Origin of the sequence: Shinella agrisoli, from assembly GCF_046557955.1 — a bacterium.
In the GTDB taxonomy this organism is placed as follows: Bacteria; Pseudomonadota; Alphaproteobacteria; order Rhizobiales; family Rhizobiaceae; genus Shinella.
Genome location: NZ_JBJIEP010000009.1, coordinates 119245 through 139518 on the forward strand (window position 1 = coordinate 119245; position 20274 = coordinate 139518).

17 protein-coding genes are annotated in these 20274 nt (G+C 67.1%); 14 read left to right on the forward strand and 3 right to left on the reverse strand.

Going from position 1 to position 20274, the window contains the following annotated elements:
• The first annotated feature begins 59 nt into the window (after positions 1-59).
• The 10 genes from ACIIOY_RS11815 (at position 60) to ACIIOY_RS11860 (ending at position 9525) form a co-directional block, all read left to right on the forward strand.
• Positions 60-818, forward strand: coding sequence for a FadR/GntR family transcriptional regulator (locus ACIIOY_RS11815; RefSeq protein WP_411034868.1), 759 nt, complete (start codon positions 60-62; stop codon positions 816-818).
• A 55-nt stretch (positions 819-873) separates the two neighbouring features.
• Positions 874-1857 (forward strand): D-erythronate dehydrogenase, encoded by a 984-nt coding sequence (denD, locus tag ACIIOY_RS11820; RefSeq protein ID WP_411034869.1) that lies wholly within the window; start codon positions 874-876, stop codon positions 1855-1857.
• Between the two features lies 1 nt (position 1858).
• A complete protein-coding gene (locus ACIIOY_RS11825; protein WP_411034870.1) occupies positions 1859-2635 on the forward strand; it encodes an SDR family oxidoreductase in 777 nt (258 codons plus the stop codon).
• Positions 2636-2729: 94 nt separating this feature from the next.
• Positions 2730-3797 (forward strand): ABC transporter ATP-binding protein, encoded by a 1068-nt coding sequence (locus ACIIOY_RS11830; protein ID WP_411034871.1) that lies wholly within the window; start codon positions 2730-2732, stop codon positions 3795-3797.
• Between the two features lie 146 nt (positions 3798-3943).
• Complete coding sequence (locus ACIIOY_RS11835; RefSeq protein ID WP_411034872.1) at positions 3944-5251, forward strand: ABC transporter substrate-binding protein; 1308 nt, start codon at positions 3944-3946, stop codon at positions 5249-5251.
• A gap of 77 nt (positions 5252-5328) precedes the next feature.
• On the forward strand, positions 5329-6261 hold the full coding sequence (locus tag ACIIOY_RS11840; RefSeq protein ID WP_411034873.1) for a carbohydrate ABC transporter permease: 933 nt from the start codon (positions 5329-5331) through the stop codon (positions 6259-6261).
• Positions 6262-6277: 16 nt separating this feature from the next.
• Entirely contained in the window at positions 6278-7180 is a 903-nt protein-coding gene (locus tag ACIIOY_RS11845; RefSeq protein WP_411034874.1) for a carbohydrate ABC transporter permease, read from the forward strand.
• 25 nt (positions 7181-7205) lie between these two features.
• A complete protein-coding gene (locus tag ACIIOY_RS11850; RefSeq protein ID WP_411034875.1) occupies positions 7206-7952 on the forward strand; it encodes an SDR family NAD(P)-dependent oxidoreductase in 747 nt (248 codons plus the stop codon).
• A 156-nt stretch (positions 7953-8108) separates the two neighbouring features.
• Positions 8109-9125, forward strand: coding sequence for a GlxA family transcriptional regulator (locus tag ACIIOY_RS11855; RefSeq protein ID WP_411034876.1), 1017 nt, complete (start codon positions 8109-8111; stop codon positions 9123-9125).
• Between the two features lie 76 nt (positions 9126-9201).
• Entirely contained in the window at positions 9202-9525 is a 324-nt protein-coding gene (locus ACIIOY_RS11860; protein WP_411034877.1) for a hypothetical protein, read from the forward strand.
• 234 nt (positions 9526-9759) lie between these two features.
• Here the strand turns inward: ACIIOY_RS11860 and ACIIOY_RS11865 are convergent, their stop codons facing one another.
• A complete protein-coding gene (locus tag ACIIOY_RS11865) occupies positions 9760-10065 on the reverse strand; it encodes a hypothetical protein (RefSeq protein ID WP_411034878.1) in 306 nt (101 codons plus the stop codon).
• 173 nt (positions 10066-10238) lie between these two features.
• Here ACIIOY_RS11865 and ACIIOY_RS11870 point away from each other — a divergent pair, with 173 nt between their 5' ends.
• From ACIIOY_RS11870 to ACIIOY_RS11880, 3 genes are read left to right on the forward strand one after another with little or no spacing between them, the layout of a single operon-like run.
• On the forward strand, positions 10239-10997 hold the full coding sequence (locus tag ACIIOY_RS11870) for an ImuA family protein (protein ID WP_411034879.1): 759 nt from the start codon (positions 10239-10241) through the stop codon (positions 10995-10997).
• On the forward strand, positions 10912-12435 hold the full coding sequence (locus tag ACIIOY_RS11875; RefSeq protein ID WP_411034880.1) for a DUF6504 family protein: 1524 nt from the start codon (positions 10912-10914) through the stop codon (positions 12433-12435). The genes ACIIOY_RS11870 and ACIIOY_RS11875 overlap by 86 nt, the downstream gene beginning before the upstream one ends.
• Entirely contained in the window at positions 12432-15605 is a 3174-nt protein-coding gene (locus ACIIOY_RS11880; RefSeq protein WP_411034881.1) for an error-prone DNA polymerase, read from the forward strand. Before ACIIOY_RS11875 ends, ACIIOY_RS11880 begins: the two co-directional genes overlap by 4 nt.
• A gap of 10 nt (positions 15606-15615) precedes the next feature.
• Here the strand turns inward: ACIIOY_RS11880 and ACIIOY_RS11885 are convergent, their stop codons facing one another.
• Both ACIIOY_RS11885 and ACIIOY_RS11890 read right to left on the reverse strand, forming a co-directional pair.
• Positions 15616-17616, reverse strand: a complete 2001-nt coding sequence (locus ACIIOY_RS11885; protein WP_411034882.1) for a CocE/NonD family hydrolase — start codon at positions 17614-17616, stop codon at positions 15616-15618.
• 87 nt (positions 17617-17703) lie between these two features.
• Positions 17704-19287: an ABC transporter substrate-binding protein gene (locus ACIIOY_RS11890; protein WP_411034883.1), complete on the reverse strand. Its 1584-nt coding sequence runs from the start codon at positions 19285-19287 to the stop codon at positions 17704-17706.
• Positions 19288-19429: 142 nt separating this feature from the next.
• On the opposite strand from ACIIOY_RS11890, the gene ACIIOY_RS11895 reads away from it, so the two are divergent.
• A complete protein-coding gene (locus ACIIOY_RS11895) occupies positions 19430-20224 on the forward strand; it encodes a helix-turn-helix domain-containing protein (protein ID WP_411034884.1) in 795 nt (264 codons plus the stop codon).
• Positions 20225-20274: the final 50 nt, after the last annotated feature.

Below are 20274 nucleotides of genomic sequence, written 5' to 3' on the forward strand. Positions count from 1 at the left end.
CTTTGCTCGCAACTGATCTGGTGGACCAACCAGTAGATCAGTGGGGGGCGGATGTGGCGATGGACGAACGTCCGGTGCTGACCGAGATGCCGAAGGTGGGCAAGTCGCTCGACCGGCGCACCGCGCGCGACCTCATCGCCGAAAAGATCATGGTGCTGATCGCCACGAACATGCTGAGACCCGGGGACGAGCTGCCGGGCGAGCGCGAGCTTGCGAACGTCATGCATGTGAGCCGCGAGACGGTCCGCGGGGCGGTCCAGCAGCTTGCCGCCCGCGGCATCCTCGAAGTGGCGCAGGGCAGCCGGACGCGGGTGAACGACGTCGATCTCAGCCACCTGACGGTGACCATCGCCTCTTCGAGCGCCATCGACAGCTACGATCTCGAATCCGTCCATGCGGCGCGGCTCCTGATCGAGCTCAGCGTGGTGGGCGACGCGGCCGAGCGGATCGACGAGGATACCCTTGCAAAGCTGGACGATCTCCTGGAAGCGCACCGGATCGGCGGTGAAGACGCCATGCGCTTCCTGATCTGCGACCGCGAGTTCCACGTTGCGATCTACAGGGCTTGCGGCAACCCGCTGCTCGCCGATTTCGTGACCGACCTCTACACCTACATGATGGATTTCCGCCGTTCGGCGATGTCGCGGCCGGGCGCGATCGCGGCGAGCTATCGCGATCACGTCCGCATCGTCGAGGCGCTTCGCCGCCGCGACCGGGCAGGGGTGGTGGAGGCCTTCCGCGCCCATCTGCTGCGCATCTACGAGACGACGAAGGCGCTTTTGTCCGAAGGCCGCGAAAGGGCGGCCGGGACGGCGTGACGCGAGGAGGAGCCCGGCCCGGCCGGGATGGCAGGACGGAGGAGGTTCGCTGCCCATGCATGTGATGGTGATCGGGGCGGCCGGCATGATCGGCCGCAAGCTGGTGGAGAAGATCGCTGCGAGTCCCGGCGCGCTCGGCTACGATGTCGAGGCGTTGACGCTGGTCGACGTGGTCGCCCCGCCGGTTCCGGACGCGCTTTCACCGATTGCCGCGGCGCTGTCCCTCGACCTCTCCGCGCAAGGGGTGGCCGAGGAACTCGTGGCGAAGCGTCCGGACGTCATCTTCCATCTCGCCGCCATCGTCTCCGGCGAGGCGGAGGCGGATTTCGACCTCGGATACAGGGTCAATCTCGACGGCACGCGCAACCTGTTCGAGGCGATCCGCCACGAGGGCGCGCGCGCGCCCTATGCGCCGCGCGTCATCTTCGCCTCGTCGATCGCCGTTTTCGGCGAGCCGTTCCCGGAAAGGATCGGCGACGATTTCTTCACGACGCCGCTGACGAGCTACGGCACGCAGAAGGCCATCTGCGAGCTGCTCCTCGCCGACTACACGCGCAAGGGGTTCTTCGACGGCATCGGCATACGGCTTCCGACCATCTGCATCCGCCCCGGCAAGCCCAACAAGGCGGCGTCCGGCTTCTTCTCCAACATCCTGCGCGAGCCGCTTGCCGGGCAGGAGGCCGTGCTGCCGGTGGACGAGAGCGTGCGCCACTGGTTCGCAAGCCCGAGGTCGGCCGTGGGCTTCTTCGTGCATGCCGCGCGCATGGATACGTCCCGCATCGGCCCGCGGCGCAACCTCACCATGCCGGGGCTTTCGGCGCTCGTCGGCGAGGAGATCGAGGCGCTCGGACGCATTGCCGGGCCGAAGGCGGTGGCGCTTATCCGGCGTGAGCCCGATCCGGTGATCCGCAGGATCGTCTCCGGCTGGGCCACCGATTTCGATGCGCGGCGGGCGAGCGAGCTCGGGTTCAGGGCGGAGACGAACTTCGACGAGATCATTCGCATCCATATCGAGGACGAACTCGGAGGAAGGATCTGAGATGACGGACTGGGGAAAAACCGGCAAGGGCAGGATCGCGCTGGTGACGGGCGGCGGCACGGGCGTCGGCCTCGGCATCGCCCGGGCGCTGAGCGCCGAGGGCTATGCGGTCGTGATCACCGGCCGCCGCGCCGAGGTGCTGGAGACGGCGGCGGCGGCCATTGCCGGCGAAACCGGCAATGCCGTCAAGGCGGTTTCCTGCGATATCGGCGATCCGGCGCAGGTCGAAGCCCTGTTCGATAAGGTGAGGCGCGACTTCGGCCGCCTCGACGTGCTGGTCAACAATGCCGGGTCGAACGTGCCGCCGATCCCGTTGGAGGATGTCAGCTTCGAGCAATGGAGCGGCATCCTCGCCGCGAACCTGACGGGCGCGTTCCTCTGCACGCAGCAGGCCTTCAGGCTGATGAAGGACCAGACGCCGCGCGGCGGGCGCATCATCAACAACGGCTCGATCTCGGCCTCGACCCCGCGGCCGAACTCGGCGCCCTACACGGCGACGAAGCACGCGATCACCGGGCTTACCAAGTCCACCGCGCTCGACGGGCGCAAGTATGACATCGCCTGCGGCCAGATCGACATCGGCAACGCGGCGACCGACATGACCGCGAAGATGAGCGCGGGCGTGCTGCAGGCGAACGGCGAGGTGGCGAGCGAACCGACGATCCCGGTCAAGCATGTCGCCGACGCGGTGGTCTACATGGCGAGCCTGCCGCTGGAGGCGAATGTGCTCACCATGACGGTGATGGCGACGAAGATGCCGCTTGTCGGGCGGGGGTAGCACAGGCAGGCGAACACGGCACGGGCAGGTTTCAGGCTTCGAGGAGGGCCTGCCCGCACCGGCCGAAAGAAGAGAAGCTTTGGGAGGAGCGTATATGGCAGGCGTTGACTTTGTCGATGTGAGGAAATCCTTCGGCGCCTTTCCGGTCATCAAGGGCGTCGACATCGAGATCGAGGACGGCGAGTTCGTCATCCTGGTCGGCCCTTCCGGCTGCGGCAAGTCCACGCTGCTTCGCATGCTGGCGGGACTGGAAAACATCACCGCCGGCGAGATCCGCATCGGCGAGCGGGTGGTCAACGCGCTGCCGCCGAAGCAGCGCGACATCGCCATGGTCTTCCAGAACTACGCGCTCTATCCGCACATGACGGTCGCCGACAACATGGCCTTCTCGCTGATGCTGGCGAAGAGCCCGAAATCCGAGATCGACAGCCGCGTGTCGAAGGCGGCCGGCATCCTCGGCCTTACGACACTGCTCGACCGCTATCCGCGCCAGCTTTCGGGCGGCCAGCGCCAGCGCGTCGCCATGGGCCGCGCCATCGTGCGCGACCCGCAGGTCTTCCTGTTCGACGAGCCGCTCTCCAACCTCGATGCGAAACTGCGCGTGGCCATGCGCGCCGAGATCAAGGAACTGCACCAGCGCCTGCAGACGACGACCGTCTATGTGACGCACGACCAGATCGAGGCCATGACCATGGCCGACAAGATCGTCGTCATGCATGACGGCATCGTCGAGCAGATCGGCGCGCCGCTCGACCTCTACGACAATCCGGCGAACCTCTTCGTCGCCGGCTTCATCGGCTCGCCGGCGATGAACATGATCAAGGGGCGGCTCGCCCAGGACGATCCCCACGCCTTCGTCGCGCCCGACGGCACGCACCTGCCGGTTGCGCGTCCTGCCGCCGCCGCGAAGGGCAGGGAACTCGTCTACGGACTGCGGCCCGAACACATCGCGCTCGACGCGGCCGGCATCCCGGCGGAGGTCGTCGTGATCGAGCCCACCGGCTACGAGACGCAGCTGATCGTCAAGCTCGGCGGCGCGGACGTCACCTGCGTCTTCCGCGAACGGGTGCATGTCGCGCCGGGCGAGACGATCCGCATCTCGATAGATGCGGAGCACATACACCTCTTCGACGCGGAGACCGGCATGCGGCTCTTCGGCTGAATACCGCGGACGCCATCGGGAGGAGGGGCCGAAGGCGTCGGCGGCAAATGGTTCCCGGCTCGGGCCGGGCACCGACGCGTGGCATCCACCGCAGCGGGACCGGCGGATGCGGAACGACCAGGACCCGCACCCAAGGAGGAGTGGAAATGACGTTGAGAAGACGCGATTTTCTTGCAGCATCCGCCGCTGCGGCCGGTCTGGCCGGGCTAGGGATCCGTCCGGCTTTCGCGCAGGCCGCCGAGCCGACCTATACGCCGGAGGAGGGCGCGAGCCTGCGCCTGCTGCGCTGGACGCCCTTCGTGCAGGGTGACGAGGACGCCTGGCTTGCCAACACCAAGAAGTTCACCGAGGCGACCGGCGTGGAGGTGCGCATCGACAAGGAGAGCTGGGAAGACATCCGCCCGAAGGCCGCCGTCGCCGCGAATGTCGGCTCCGGCCCGGACATGGTCATGTGCTGGTTCGACGACGCCCACCAGTATCCGGACAAGCTCGTCGACCTGACCGAGCTTGCCAACTACCTCGGCGGCAAGTACGGCGGCTGGTATGACGGCATGAAGGGCTACGCGATGCGCGACGACAAGTTCATCGCCATGCCGCTGACGGCCATCGGCAATGCCGTCGTCTATCGCCAGAGCCACATGGAGGCGGCGGGTTTCAAGGAGTTCCCGAAGGACACCGACGGCTTCCTGGAGCTCTGCAAGGCGCTGAAGGCCAAGGGAACGCCCGCCGGCTTCCCGCACGGCAAGGCTGTCGGCGACGGCAACAACTACGCCCACTGGCTGCTGTGGAGCCATGGCGGGAAGATGGTCGACGAGCAAGGGGTCGTCGCCATCAACAGCCCGGAGACGATCAAGGCGATCAACTATGCCAAGGCGCTCTACGAGACCTTCATTCCGGGCACCGAGAGCTGGCAGGACATCAACAACAACCGCGCCTTCCTCGCCGGCCAGGTATCGCTGATCGCCAACGGCGTTTCGGCCTACTATGCCGCGAAGAAGGACCCGGCCCTCGCCGAGATCGCGGCCGACATGCGCACGACGAACTTCCCGATCGGGCCGGTCGGCGAGAGCGTCGAGCTGCACCAGACGAGCTCGCTCCTGCTGTTCAGCCACACGAAGTATCCCGAAGCGGCCAAGGCCTATATCAAGTTCATGATGGAAGCCGACCAGATGAACGCCTGGATCACCGGCGCCAGCGCCTATTGCTGCCAGCCGCTCAAGGCATTCGCCGACAACCCGGTCTGGGCGGCCGATCCGATCCACGCGCCCTATGCGCGCGCCTCGGAGACGCTGCGGCCGAACGGCTATGCCGGCCCGCTGGGCTACGCCTCGGCCGGCGTCATGGCAGACTACGTGCTCGTCGACATGTTCGCCGCCGCCGTGACGGGGCAGATGTCGCCGGAGGACGCCGCGGCCGAGGCCGAGCGTCGCGCCAATCGCTACTATCGGGTCTGAGCGGGGCGCCTCGCCTCGAAACCCCGGCGGCCATATGCCGCCGGGGCCTCCAGAACAGGGTCCAGCGGGAGAAGTCCATGTCCGTCGCGCCGTCCGCCAAGCCGCCATCCGCCATGGCGTCGATCATGCAGAACCCCAACCTGCTCGGCTTCCTCTTCATGTTGCCGGCCGCGGTCTTCCTCGTCTGCTTCCTCACCTATCCGCTGGGCCTCGGCGTCTGGCTCGGCTTCACCGATACGCGGATCGGCCGCGACGGCATCTTCATCGGCATCGAGAACTACGAGTTCCTGGCGCGCGACAAGGTGTTCTGGCTCTCGGTCTTCAACACGCTGCTCTATACCTTCGTGGCATCGGTGCTGAAGTTCGCGCTCGGCCTCTGGCTGGCCCTGCTGCTCAACGAGAACCTGCCGTGCAAGTCCTTCTTCCGTGCCATCGTGCTCCTGCCATGGGTGGTGCCGACGGTGCTTTCGGCGCTCGCCTTCTGGTGGATATACGACAGCCAGTTCTCGATCCTTTCCTGGTCGCTGATGAAGCTCGGCCTCATCGACGGGCCGATCAACTTCCTGGGCGACCCGCAGAACGCCCGCGTCTCCGTCATCGCCGCCAATGTCTGGCGCGGCATCCCCTTCGTCGCGATCTCGCTGCTCGCCGGTCTCCAGACCATTCCCGCCTCGCTGCAGGAGGCCGCGTCCCTCGACGGCGCCACGAGCTGGCAGCGCTTCCGCTATGTGACGCTGCCCATGCTGACGCCGATCATCGCCGTCGTCATGACCTTTTCCGTGCTCTTCACCTTCACAGACTTCCAGCTCATCTACGTGCTGACGAAGGGCGGCCCGGTCAACGCGACCCACCTCATGGCGACGCTTTCCTTCCAGCGCGGCATCCCGGGCGGGCAGCTCGGCGAAGGCGCGGCGATCGCCGTCGCCATGGTGCCCTTCCTGCTCGCGGCCATCATGTTCAGCTTCTTCGGCCTGCAACGCCGCAAATGGCAGCAGGGCGGGCAGGATTGACCTTCGGAGACAGACCATGACCACGACCAGCAAAGTCCCGGCCGCCGACGTCCTCACCGACAACCAGGAGGGCATGAGCTATCTCAACCGCCTGCCGCGGCGCATCGTCGTCCTCTACCTGCCGATGGCCGTCTTCGTCTTCGTGCTGCTCTTCCCGTTCTACTGGATGGCGATCACGGCGGTGAAGCCGAACGCGCAGCTCACCGACTACAACAACTACAGCCCGTTCTGGGTGGTGGGGCCGACGCTCGACCACATCAAGTACCTGCTCTTCGAGACCTCCTATCCGGGCTGGCTGTGGAACACGATGCTGGTCGCCGTGTGCTCGACCGTCCTGTCGCTCGCAGCCTCCGTCTTCGGCGCCTATGCGATAGAGCGCATCCGCTTCACCGGCTCGCGGTCGGTCGGGCTCCTGATCTTCCTTGCCTATCTCGTGCCGCCGTCGATCCTCTTCATCCCGCTCGCCTTCATCGTCTTCAAGCTGGGGATGTACGATTCCCGCCTGGCGCTGATCTTCACCTATCCGACCTTTCTCATCCCCTTCTGCACCTGGCTGCTGATGGGCTATTTCCGCTCGATCCCCTTCGAGCTCGAAGAAAGCGCGCTGGTGGACGGCGCTTCGCGATGGCAGATCCTCGTCAAGATCATCCTGCCCCTTGCGGTGCCCGGCCTCATCTCGGCCGGCATCTTCGCCTTCACGCTGTCGTGGAACGAGTTCATCTACGCGCTCACCTTCATCCAGTCGTCGGAGAACAAGACGGTGCCGGTCGGCGTGCTGACGGAGCTCGTACGCGGCGACGTCTTCGAATGGGGGTCGCTGATGGCCGGCGCGCTCTTCGGCTCGCTGCCGGTCGTCATCCTCTATTCCTTCTTCGTCGACTATTACGTCTCGTCCATGACGGGCGCCGTGAAGGAATAGGCTCTTCATTTAAAGGACGCGTCGCATGAACCGGATCGATCTTTCAGGACAGCATGCCGTGGTGACCGGCGGGGGCCAGGGGCTCGGCTATGCCATGGCGAAACGCATGGTCGCCTCGGGCGCGGCCGTCACGCTCTGGGACATGGACGGGCCGCTCGTGCGCGAGGCCGCGGCGGCCCTTGGCGGCAACAGCAGCAGCGTCGTGGTCGACGTGACCGACCATGCCGCCGTCGAGGCCGCGCTGAAGGCGGCGGAGGGGGAGCGCGGGGCCGTCTCAATCGTCGTCAATTCCGCCGGCATTGCCGGGCCAGCCGCCCCGCTCGACGCCTACGACGTGGCCATGTGGAAGAAGATCGTCGACGTGAACCTTCACGGCACCTTCCACGTCTGCCGCGCGGTCGTGCCGGGCATGAAGGCGCGCGGCTACGGCCGTATCGTCAACATCGCCTCCATCGCGGGCAAGGAGGGCAATCCCAACGCGGCCGCCTATTCGGCTTCCAAGGCCGGCGTGATCGGGCTCACCAAGTCGCTCGGCAAGGAGCTGGCCGGCTACGACATCGCCGTCAACTGCATCACGCCCGCGACGGCCGAGACGCGCATTCTCGAGCAACTCACGCCGGAATTCATCGAGTACATGCGCTCGCGCATCCCGCGCGGCCGTTTCCTGGAGGTCGAGGAGGCTGCGGCCATGGTTGCCTGGCTCGTCTCGAAGGAAAACAGCTTCACCACCGCGGCCGTCTTCGACCTGTCGGGCGGGCGGGCGACGTATTGATATGTCGGCCTCCTATGCCCTCGCGCCCCGGCCCGGCCTTAATGAATACATAAACGTCGGGCAGGGAATGGAGGGGACCGGCGAAATCTGATATGGGTCTTGCCAATGGTCCTTGCCTGCGACGATACTGCGCGGCGGAACGGCTCGGGAGGCCTGATGGCGGTGGATGTTCGGACATCGAAGGTGATGAGCGCCGCGGCGCCGAAGGCGCTGCGTGTCGGCTTCATCCTCTCGAAGGGTTTTACCCTTTCCGCCTTCGCCCTGTTCGTGGATACATTGCGGCTTGCCAGCGACAGCGAGGACCGGTCCCGGCGCGTCAACTGCGACTGGGACGTCCTGAGCAGCACGCGCAATTTCATCTCGTCGTCGAGCGGCATCCAGGTCGCGCCGACCGCGCCCTTCGCCGATCCCTCCTGTTTCGACTACATCGCCGTCGTCGGCGGGCTGCTGACCGTCGAAGAGCCGATCGACAGCTATGCGATGGCGTATCTGCGCAAGGCGGCCAATGCCGGCGTCGGGCTGATCGGCCTTTGCACCGGCAGCTTCATTCTCGCCGAAGCCGGCCTGCTGTCCGGCCATATGGCCTGCGTGAGCTGGCTGCACCACCGGGAGTTCCGCGCGCGCTTCCCCGATATAGAGGCGACGTCCGAACAGATCTTCCGCTTCGACGGCAAGGTCGCCACCTGCGCCGGCGGCAGCAGCGTCGCGGACCTGGCGGCGACGCTCGTGCGCCACCATGTCGGCGAGGCGGCCGAACGCAATGCCCTGGAGATCCTCCAGATCCGCCACCGGCGCGACGCGACCGACCTCCAGCCGCGCAATCCGCTCGGCCTGGAGGCGCGTGACCGCCGCGTGCACCTCGCCATCATGATGATGGAGCAGCACACCGAAGACCTGCTCTCCATCGACAGCATCGCCACGATGACCGGCGTCTCCCGCCGCCAGCTGGAACGCCTGTTCGAGAGCGACATGGGGGCTTCGCCGAGCGCGATCTACATGAAGATCCGCATGGCCGCGGCGCTCAACATGGTGATGCGCACCAACAAGCCGCTGATCGAGATCGCGCTCGAGACCGGTTTCGAGAGCCTGTCGCACTTCACCCGCCGTTTCCGCGCCGCCTTCGGCGACACCCCCTCCCAGATCCGGCGCGACGGCCGCCGCCAGGCGGGCTGACGGGCAATTCTGCCGCCGGCTTGGAACCAAGCTGCGCGCCAATCGTTCGGTGTTGATTGCTGACAAGGAGACCGCAATGGCAAGCACTGACGTTCAATCCCAGATTTCCGCTCTCCGCGCAGAGATCGCCCAGCTCCAGAAGGACATCGGCGACAAGGGGGCGGAAGCCTACGAGACGATCCGCGACCGCGCCGGCAATGCGGTGGAGGCTGCCCGTCCCGCCGTCCGCTCGGCAACGAGATATGTGCGGAACGAAGGCGCAGCCGTGGCCCAGGCCGCGCGGGAACATCCGGCGGCCCTTTCGACCGTGGTGCTGACGGCCGGTCTTGCCGGTGTCGTCATCGGCTACCTGCTCGGCTCTCTCGCAAACGAGCCGCCGCGCCGCCAGGGCTGGTTCTGAGCGTAAAGACAAAGCCCGGCGATGCCGGGCTTTAGTTTGATGGCGAACGCCGCTCCAATCACTCTGTCATCCTCGGGCTTGACCCGAGGATCCACGCTTTTCAAAGGCTTATGGACGGACGGGTAAGGCCCGACCATGACGGAGAGGAAGTTGGGCGGGCTTTGTCAGCGGTCTGAGCCCGGCAACGCCGGGCCTTTTTCCTCTTTTCGATCGGCTTTCCCTTCAGGACGAGCGTCAGCGATGGCGCAGGCCGAAGAGGTAGCCGATGAAGGCGGCGCCGGCGAGGGTGGCGAGCGGATTGGCCTGGACGGTCTGGCGCAGTTCCTCGCGCAGCGATTCCGCCTTGGCGACCGCCAGCTGCCCCGTGCCTTCGGCGATGAGGCCCGCGGATTCCTTCAGCCGGCTGATTTCCGCCTTCAGCACTTCGATCTGTTCGTTGACCGTCGCTTCCGCGGCGGCGGCGCGGGCTTCCTCCGAAGTGCTGTCGCGACCTTCAACGACGCCGAGCGTGCGTTTGCCGGTGCTCTTTTCGTCAGCCATGGATGTTTCTCCTGAAATTGGTGGGATGGCAGGAGGAAGAACTTCCGCCGCGCCAGTTGGTTCCCGCCGGTGATTCAAACTGTGATCTTTCCGGCGCGGCCGGGTGATTGACTCTTGTGGCGATTGAGAACAAATAAAGAACAAACGCTGTTCAACCAGGAGCCGCCAAACCGATGTCCGCCTCCGTCCATGCCGTCGTCGCCGATCTGCGCGACCGCATCCGGCAGTTCGACGGCCGCGCCTTGCGCGACCGGGCGGTGCTGCCTTTCGGCGTGCCGGAGATCGACGAGCGGCTGCCCGGCGGCGGGCTGGCGCTCGCCAGCCTGCACGAGGTCTGCGGCGGCGGCAACGACGCCGTGGAGGGCGCGGCCGCCATGCTCTTTGCCGCGGGCATTGCGGCGCGCACCAAGGGACAGGTGCTCTGGTGCCTGACGCGGCCCGACCTCTTCGCACCCGCGCTCGCGCAGGCGGGGCTTTCCCCCGGCCGCGTCATCTATGTGGAGGCGGGCGACGAGAAGAGCCTGCTCCTCTGTTTCGAGGAGGGGCTGCGCCACGGCGGGCTCGGCGCGGTGGTGGCGGAGGTCGCGCGGCTGCCGATGGCCGCCTCGCGCCGCCTGCAGCTGGCGGCAGAGGCCGGCGGCACGCTCGGCCTTGCCGTGCGCCGTTTCCGGCTGAGGGCGGAGGCGGAGGCCTTCGCGCTGCCCTCCGCCGCCGTGACGCGCTGGCGGGTCTCCGTCCGTCCGTCGGCTGCCCTTCCCGTGCCCGGCATCGGCCGGGCGCGATGGCTGCTGGAACTCACCCGCTGCCGGGCCGGCGAGGCGGCGCAATTCGAAGTGGAGGCATCCGATGGCGAGGGTCGTATCGCTTTTTCTTCCCGGCTGGCCGATCGACCGCCTGAGGCGGGCGCTTGGCGCTTCGGCGCCTCCGCCTGACCGGCGGCTCGTGCTCGTCGGACGGGAGGGCCCGCGCCGCATTCTGACGGCGGTGAGCCGGGCGGCCGAGGAGGCAGGCCTGCGGGTCGGCATGCCGCTCACCAAGGCCCACGCGCTCGTGCCGGACGTCATGACCATGCCCGCCGATCCCGCTGCCGACGCGGCGGCGCTCGAACGCCTCGCGCTCTGGACCCTCCAGCACTATGCTCCGATCGTCGCACCCGATCCGCCGGACGGCCTCGTCATCGACGCCACCGGCACGGACCACCTGCACGGCGGCGAGGCGCGCATGCTGACCGGTCTCGTCAACCGTCTCGCGGCCTCCGGCATCAGCGCCCGCGCCGCCGTCGCCGACACCTGGGGCGCGGCCTATGCCGCCGCCCGCTTCCTTGCCGATCCCGTGCGCGTCATCGCATCCGGCGCCGCCGGGAAAGCCGTGGCGCCGCTCCCCATCCAGGGCCTGCGCCTCCCGCCGGAAACCGTGGCGGGCCTGCATGTTCTCGGCTTTGCCAGTATCGGCGATGTGCTCGCCGTGCCGCGCGCGCCGCTCGTGCTGCGCTTCGGCCCGCTCCTCGGCCGCAGGATCGGCCAGCTTGAGGGCACGGTCCGCGAGCCTGTCGATCCGCTGCGCGATCTGGAACTCGTGACGGTCCGCAAGGTTTTCGGCGAACCGATCGGTGCGCCGGAGACCATCGCCCGCTACACGGCGGCCCTTGTCCGCGACCTTTGCCTGGCGCTGGAAAAACGCGGCCTCGGTGCCCGCCGTCTCGACCTCCTCTTCCACCGCGTCGACAATTCCCTGCAGGCGATCCGCGTCGGCACGGCGCGCGCCGCGCGTGAGGAGAAGCGGCTCACCCGGCTTCTCTGCGACCGGATCGAGACGATCGATCCCGGTTTCGGTATCGAGATCATGGACCTGACCGCGACGCTCGCCGAACCGCTCGTCCTGCAACAGGCCGCCTCCTCGCTGATCGAGGAGGAGCAGGCGGACATTGCCGCCCTCCTCGACGTGATCGCCAACCGCATCGGTGCGGACCGGCTCTACCGTCTCGCTCCGGTGGAAAGCGACGTGCCCGAACGCTCCGTCCGTCGCCTGCCGCCCTTGGCGCCGGACGACGGTGCGGCCTGGCAGGAGCGCTGGCCGCGTCCGGCGCGCCTGCTGGCGCGGCCGGAGCCGGTCGAGGTCGTGGCGCTCCTGCCCGACCATCCGCCCGCCTTCTTCACCTGGCGCGGAGTGCGGCGGCGGGTGAAGCGGGCGGACGGGCCCGAGCGCATTTTCGGCGAATGGTGGAAGCGTGACGCGGAGCGCGCCGCCGTGCGCGACTATTTTCGGGTCGAGGATACGGAAGGCGAGCGTTTCTGGCTCTTCCGCTCGGGCGACGAGGCTCAGGCCGCCAGCGGCGGCGGCCGCTGGTTCCTGCACGGGGTCTTCGCATGAAACCGCGCTATGCCGAGCTTCAGGTCACCTCCCACTTCTCGTTCCTGCGCGGCGCGAGCAGCAGCGACGAGCTCTTCCTGACGGCGCAGGCGCTCGGTATCGATGCCCTGGCCGTCGTCGACCGCAACAGCCTTGCCGGCATCGTGCAGGCGCACCGGGCGGCGAAGGAGACGGGCGTGCGCCTCGTCGTCGGCTGCCGGCTGGATCTCGCCGACGGCATGTCGCTGCTCGTCTATCCGACCGACCGCGCCGCCTATTCCCGCCTCTGCCGCCTGCTTTCCATCGGCAAGAAGAGGGCCGGCAAGGGCAAGTGCCATCTCGAATGGCAGGATGTGGTGGAATGGAACGAGGGCCTCATTGCCGTGCTGGTGCCCGGCGAGGCGGACGAGACCGCCGCCTTCCAGCTGCGCCGCCTCTCCGAAGCCTTCCGCGGCCGCTGCTATCTCGCCCTCACGCTCCGCCGCCGGCCGAACGACCAGCTGCGCCTCTTCGAGCTCTCCAGTCTCGCCGCGCACCATCGCGTGCCCACCGTCGTCACGAACGACGTGCTCTATCACGAGCCGGGCCGGCGCATGCTGCAGGACATCGTCACCTGCATTCGCCACAACGTCGTCATCGACAATGCCGGCTTCCTGCGCGAGCGCCATGCCGACCGCTATCTGAAGCCGCCGGAAGAGATGCACCGCCTCTTTGCGCGCTATCCGCAAGCCCTTGCACGCACGCGGGAGATCGTGGAGCGCTGCCGGTTCTCGCTGGACGAGCTGCAATATCAATATCCCGACGAGAAGGAGCATGCGGACCTCACGCCACAGGAGGCGCTGGAGAAGTACACGTGGGAGGGAGCGGCCGTCCGGTATCCGCACGGCGTGCCGGACATGGTGCGCGAGAAGCTGAAGCATGAGCTCCGCCTGATCGAGAAGATGAAATATGCGCCCTATTTCCTGACGGTCAATTCGATCGTCCGGAAGGCCCGTTCGATGGGCATCCTCTGCCAGGGCCGGGGATCGGCGGCCAACAGCGCCGTCTGCTTCGTTCTCGGCATAACCTCCATCGATGCGAGAAAGAACGGCCTGCTCTTCGAGCGCTTCGTCTCCGAGCAGCGCGGCGAGCCGCCCGACATCGACGTGGATTTCGAGCACGAGCGCCGCGAGGAGGTGATCCAATGGATCTACGAGACCTACGGAAAGGACCGTTCCGCACTCTGCGCCACCGTCATACGCTACCGCTCCCGCGCGGCCATGCGGGATGTCGGGCGTGCGCTCGGCATGCCGGAAGACGTGCTGAAGGCGCTCTCCTCGCAGGTCTGGGGCTGGTCCAACGATATTCCCCAAAGCCATGCCGGAGCGGCCGGCCTCAACGTGGACGACCGGCGCGTCCGGCTGCTGTTCGAGCTCGCCCGGCAGTTGATCAACGCGCCGCGCCACCTCTCGCAGCATCCGGGCGGCTTCGTGCTGACGCATGACCGGCTGGACGATCTGGTGCCCATCGAGCCGGCGGCCATGGACGACCGGCAGGTGATCGAATGGGACAAGGACGACATCGAATACCTGCATTTCATGAAGGTCGACGTGCTGGCGCTCGGCATGCTCACCTGCATGCGCCGTGCCTTCGATTTCCTGAAGGAGCACAAGGGCTTAACCTATACGCTCGCCAATATTCCGCCCGACGACCCGGCGACCTTCGCCATGATCTCGAAGGCCGATACGCTCGGCACCTTCCAGATCGAGAGCCGTGCGCAGATGTCCATGCTGCCGCGCCTCAAGCCGAAGGAATTCTATGACATCGTCATCCAGGTGGCGATCGTGCGGCCGGGGCCGATCCAGGGCGACATGGTGCATCCTTACTTGAGGCGGCGGCAGGGGTTGGAGAAGGTCGACTATCCCAAGCCCGCGTTTGAAAAGGTCCTGAAGCGGACGCTCGGCGTGCCCCTGTTTCAGGAACAGGCGATGCAGGTCGCCATCGAATGCGCCGGCTTCGAGCCCGGCCGTGCCGACCAGCTACGCCGGGCGATGGCGACGTTCAAGCAGACAGGCGGCGTGGACAAGTTCCGGGATGAACTGCGGGACGGCATGGTCGGCAAGGGATATACGCGCGAATTCGCCGAGCGCATGTGCCGCCAGCTCGAAGGCTTCGGCTCCTACGGCTTTCCCGAAAGCCACGCCTACAGCTTCGCGATCATCGCCTATGCCTCGGCTTACGTGAAGTGCCACCATCCGGACGTCTTCTGCGCCGCCCTGCTCAATTCCCAGCCGATGGGCTTCTACGCGCCGGCGCAGATCGTGCGCGATGCGCGCGACCATGGGGTGGAGGTGCGGCCCGTCTGCATCAACCAAAGCCGGTGGGACTGCACGCTGGAGCCGACCGAGATCAAGGGGCGCCTTGCCGTGCGCCTCGGTTTAAGGATGGTCAAGGGATTGAAGAACCGGCAGGGCAGCGACCTCGTCTTGGCGCGGGCGGATGAGCCCTTCGCCTCCGTCGACGACTTCTGGCGCCGCTCGGGCCTTCCGGCCGAGACGCTGGTCAGGCTTGCCGAAGCCGATGCCTTCCGCCCGTCGCTCGGCCTGTCGCGCCGGCAGGCGCTCTGGGCGATCCGGGGCCTGAGGGACGAGCCGCTGCCGCTCTTCGCCGCCGCAGCAGAGCGGGCGGCGGCGACCGTTCCGGAGATGGTCGAGCCGGCCGTGGCGCTGCGTCCCATGGCGACGGGCGGCGAGGTGGTGGAGGATTACGGCCATGTCGGACTGACGCTGCGGGCGCATCCGGTCAGCTTCCTGCGGCAGGGCCTCGCGCACCGCCGCATCCTCACCTGCGCCGAGGCGATGCGGCTCACGGACCGCCAGAAGGTCGAGACGGCCGGGATCGTGCTCGTCCGCCAGCAGCCGGGCTCGGCCAAGGGCGTGATCTTCGTGACGATCGAGGACGAGACGGGCATCGCCAACCTCGTCGTCTGGCGCAAGGTCTTCCTTGCCTATCGTCCCATCGTCATGGGCGCGCCGATGATCGGCGTCAGGGGCCATGTCCAGCGGGAAGGGGAGGTGGTGCATATCGTCGTGCGGCACCTTACCGACCTTTCCGCGGATTTCGCCACGATCGGCCGGCGCGGCGGCGCTTTGGAGCCGGAAGGCGCAGGCGAGGTGCAGGCGATCCGCGTCAGATCCCGCGACTTCCACTGACCCGCCGGCCTCACATGAAGTCGCGCGGGACGGCCTTCTCGAAGATCTTCTCGAAGATCTGCGCCTCGCCCTCGAAGGCGCGCACGGAAGCCGAGATCAGCCAGTCCGTCGCGCTGCAGGCGATGGTCGCCGTCGAGACCGTGCGCACGACCCAGCCGGAGCGCTGCATGTCGCAGGTCCAGACCGCCGTGCCGGTCATCGACAGCGGATCGTCCCCGGCGATCGACCAGAGCTCCTCGCGCACCTGCCGGGTCGCAAGGCCTGTGGCGGGGTGCGCGTGAAGGCCGGTGTCCTCGTAGATCGAATATTCGGTGAGCCCGTTCGTCAGGTCCCGCTCCACGTTCCGCGCCGTCTCACCGGGGGCAAGCTCGGTATATTTCGGCAGCGGATCGGGATCGGCCGGCTCCGGGATGGAGACCGCCCGGTGCGCGCCGAGCTTCGGCAAGGCAAGGCCGAGCGAGGCAAGGTCGATCGTCACGCCCGCATCCACAGGCGGCGGCAGCACCATCGGCCAGTAGGCGGTCGAAATCGACAGGCGGATGCGGTGGCCGGCGCGGAAGCGATAGCCCATGGCATCGAGCACGAGGCGGATGCGGGTCTTCTCGCCTTTCGGCATCGCCTTCGGCTCGGCATTGCCCTCGCGGTGGGCGAGGTTCAGCACGCCGAAGGTGACGCGCGTGGCCGTGCCGTCCGGATGCACGTCGACGAGGCGGGCGCACAGGTTGGCGATGTCGTCCTCCGTCGACAGGTCGAGCTCGAGCACCGGCTGGCCGAGGAAATCCTGCGCCTCGGCGAGCGGCGTCGTCTCGACGACGAGCGAACCGGCGTCGTCGAGACGCTGGTCGAGCGCCATTTCCGCATCCGGCTTCAGCGTGAACCATTCGCCGGCCATGGTGCCGGTGTCGAGCGGCGACCTGAGATAGCGGTCGTTGCCCGCCGCGCCCGCAATCGGCATGCCCGGCGCGAGCGCGCCGTACTGCTCCACGTAGAACGTCGCCATTTCCGGCGCCTCCCAGCGGTCCTTGGCGATCCAGAAGCCCGGATCGGCCTCGCGGCGCAGCGCGGGCCGGGCCGCGTCCTGGATATAGGCGCGCACCTGCGGCGTTCGTTCCGCGCCGTTCTCCTCGCCGCGCAGCCAGCGGTTCCACCAGGCGATGGCCTCGGCGTGGAAATCCATGCGCGGCTTCGGCCAGGCGAAATGCGGATATTTGTGGATCCAGGGCCCGATCAGGGCCTTGGCCTTGTCGCCGAGCCCTTCGACGGCCTTCAGCGGCGTGCTGCGGTAGCCGTCCGCCCAACCGGCGATGACGAGGGCGGGCACCGGAAAGCCGTCGAAATCCTCGCATATCGAGCCATGCTTCCAGAAGGCGTCCCGACGCTGGTGCTGCAGCCACTCCTCCATGAAGAAGGGCTCGTTCTCCAGCCGCTCCAGCCACATGGCCCTCCAGCGTTCGCCGACGATCGCCGGATCGGGCGAGCGGGACTGGTAGGCGAGCATGGTCGCGGCCCAGGAGAGCTGGGCGGAAAGATGCGTGCCGTTCTTGTAGTGGATGTCGTCGTTGTAGCGGTCGACGGTGGAGGCGATGGAGATGACGGCCTTCAATGCCGGCGGCTTCAGCGCCGCGACCTGAAGGCAGTTGAAGCCGCCCCAGGAGATGCCCATCATGCCGACGCTGCCGTTCGACCAGGGCTGGGCGGCGATCCAGGCGATGAGCTCGCAGGCGTTCGCCAGCTCCAGCGGCGTGTACTCGCCGTCGATGACGCCATCGGATTCGCCCGAGCCGCGGATGTCGACCCGCACGCCGGCAATGCCGGCGGCGGCGAAGACGGGGTAGGTCGATTCGTCGCGCGGGCTTGTCCCGTCGCGCTTGCGGTAGGGCAGGAACTCCAGGACGGCGGGCACGGGGTCCTCGTGCGCGCCGTCCGGCATCCAGATGCGCGCGGCGAGCCGCGTGCCGTCGGCAAGCGTGATCCATTCGTTTTCGATGACGGTGAAGGCGCGGGACGTCATGGGCGGTCCGTTCGGTAAGTGCGTTCTGGGCGGCCTGAAGGAGGGGCACGGCGGTGCCGCCTCCCGTCGAAAGATAGGGGGCGGCGGTCAGGCGTCCAGCCAGACCCGGCTCGCGACATAGCCGTTGGAGACGTCGTTGCCGATATCGTGCACATACCCTTTCACCTGCCTGGAGCAGGCGTTGAGATAATCGTTGAAGACGGGAAGGATCAGCCCGCCTTCCTCGCGCACCATGAGCGCCATCGTCCTATAGAGCTCGCGGCGCTTGGTTTCGTCGAGCTCAGCCCGCGCCTGGAGAACCAGCTTGTCGAAATCCGGCCGCTTGAAGCGCGTGTCGTTCCATTCGGCATTGGAGACGTAGGAGGTGGAATAGCGCGAGTCCTGCGTCGGGCGTCCGCCCCAGTAGGAGGCGCAGAACGGCTGGACGTTCCACACGTTCGTCCAGTAGCCGTCGTCCGGCTCGCGCTTGACGTCAATGGCGATGCCGGCCTTCTTCGCACTCTCCTGGAAGAGCACGGCGGCATCGACGGCGCCGGGGAAGGCCGCCTCCGCGGTGCGCAGGACGACCGGTCCTGAATGGCCGGACTTCTTGTAATGGAAGGCCGCCTTGTCTGGATCGTAGGCTCGCTGCTCGATTCCCTCGGGTGCCAGCGCATAGGCCGCGTTGACCGGATAGTCGTTGCCGAGCGTGCCGTAGCCGCCGAGCACGCGGTCGAGGATCTCCTGGCGGTCGACGGCGTGTTTCAGGGCGAGCCGCAGGTCGTTGTTGTCGAACGGCGCGGTGTCGCAATGCATCAGGAAGCTGTAGAAGCCCTTGCCGGCCGTCTGGAGGATCTCGACGATCGGCGCACGCTTCAGGAGCTCGACGGTCTTGGGCTCGACCGAGCTGATGAAATGGACCTGGCCGGACGACAACGCCGCGATCCGCGCGGTGGTGTCGTTCATGACGATGATCTCGACGCTGTCGACGAAGCCGCGGTCGGAGCGCCAGTCGTTCGGGTTCTTCTCGAACGTGGCCCGCACGCCGGCCTCGAACGAGGACAGCTTGTAGGGGCCGGTGCCGATCGCGGCATTGGGGTTCTCCGTGCCGCCGGCGGGCTGGATGATCAGGTGGTAGTCGGACAGGATCAGCGGCAGGTCCGCATTGCCTTCGTGGAGGGTGATCACCAGGTCGCCGGCCTTGTCCTCGATGCCCTTGATCGATCCGAGCAGGCCGAGCGCGCCCGACTTGGACCCGGCATCCGAATGCCGCTTCAGCGTCGCGATCACGTCGGCGATCGTCATCGGCCGGCCGTCGTGGAACTGCACGCCCTTGCGGATGTGGAACGTCCAGGTGACGGCATCGGAGGACGCTTCCCAGGATTCCGCGAGCGCGGGAACCGCAGCGCCCGTTTCCGGGTGGGATTCCACGAGCGTGTCGCCCCAGCAGCGGCCTGTCACGAAGGCGACGCCCGCGCTGTAGCCGGCCGGATCGAGCGTGTCCGTCGCCGCGCCGCCCTTCAGGCCGAGCTTCAGGTGCCCGCCGCGCTTCGGCTCCTGCGCGCGGGCGCGGCCGGAAGCAAGCGACAGGGTGGTTGCGGCCAGCATGCCGAAGGCGGCGGTTCCGCCGAGAAAATCGCGGCGGCTGATGCCGCCGGCGCATGTCCCGTCAGGCTTCCAGATGCGAGTCATGGCGTTGTTCCCCTTCTTTTGACCGGCTCCGCAAACCGGCGGAGCACCGAGCCGAGTCGTAGCAAACATCCGCTCGGCAAAGAATTTCACGACTTGACGTGGTTTTACGCTGCTTTACGCTCTCCTTGTCGAGGAGCGAACCATGCGTGCATCCCCTTTTTCCACCAATCTCCGGCAGGCCTGCAGCACGCGCAAGTCCGTGTCGGAGATCTGCCGCCAGCTCGGCATCAACCGGCAGCAGTTCAACCGCTATGTGAACGGGGAGGCCGTGCCGTCTCCTCACAATCTGGCGCGCATCGCCGCCTTCTTCGGGGTGCGCCCGGCCGATTTCACGCTCGATCCGCCGCTGTTCGAGCAGCGCCTTTCCAGCGCGTCGGGCAGCGCCTTCGAAACGGACGCGCTGCGGGCCTGCTTTCCGGGCAACCTGCCGTCCCTGCGCCGGCATCTCGGCTACTACCAGACATATCATGTCTCGCTGTCGTGGCCCGGCATGATCGTCTCATCCTGCGCGAGGCTGGATGAGCACGACGGCATGGTGCGCGTGAAATCCATCGAACGCATCCAGGACCGGCCGCACGAGATCCGCCAGTTCTCGAAATATGTCGGCCTCGCCTCCTTCCTGCGCAACCGGATCTTCGTCGTCGAGCGCAGCACCGGCCCCGAGCCGATGATCGCCGAGACGATCCTGACGCCGTTCGAAACGCACCAGCGCATCTACCTCAAAGGAATGACGGTCGGCGTCTCCTGGCGGAAGCAGAACCTTCCCTATGCGTCGCGCGTCATCTGGCGCCATCTCGGCACGGACACCGACCGGCGGCAGCTCCTGTCCCGCTGCGGCGTGCTGCATCCGGGTTCGCGCCAGCTTCCCCCGACGGTGCGGGAATTCCTGGAAATGGACGGCAGCCCGGCCATCTCCGTCCCATTCAGCGGAGCATAGGCGCAACGCTTGCCCGGTCCGGAAAACTCGCATACGAAAATGGGGAGCGA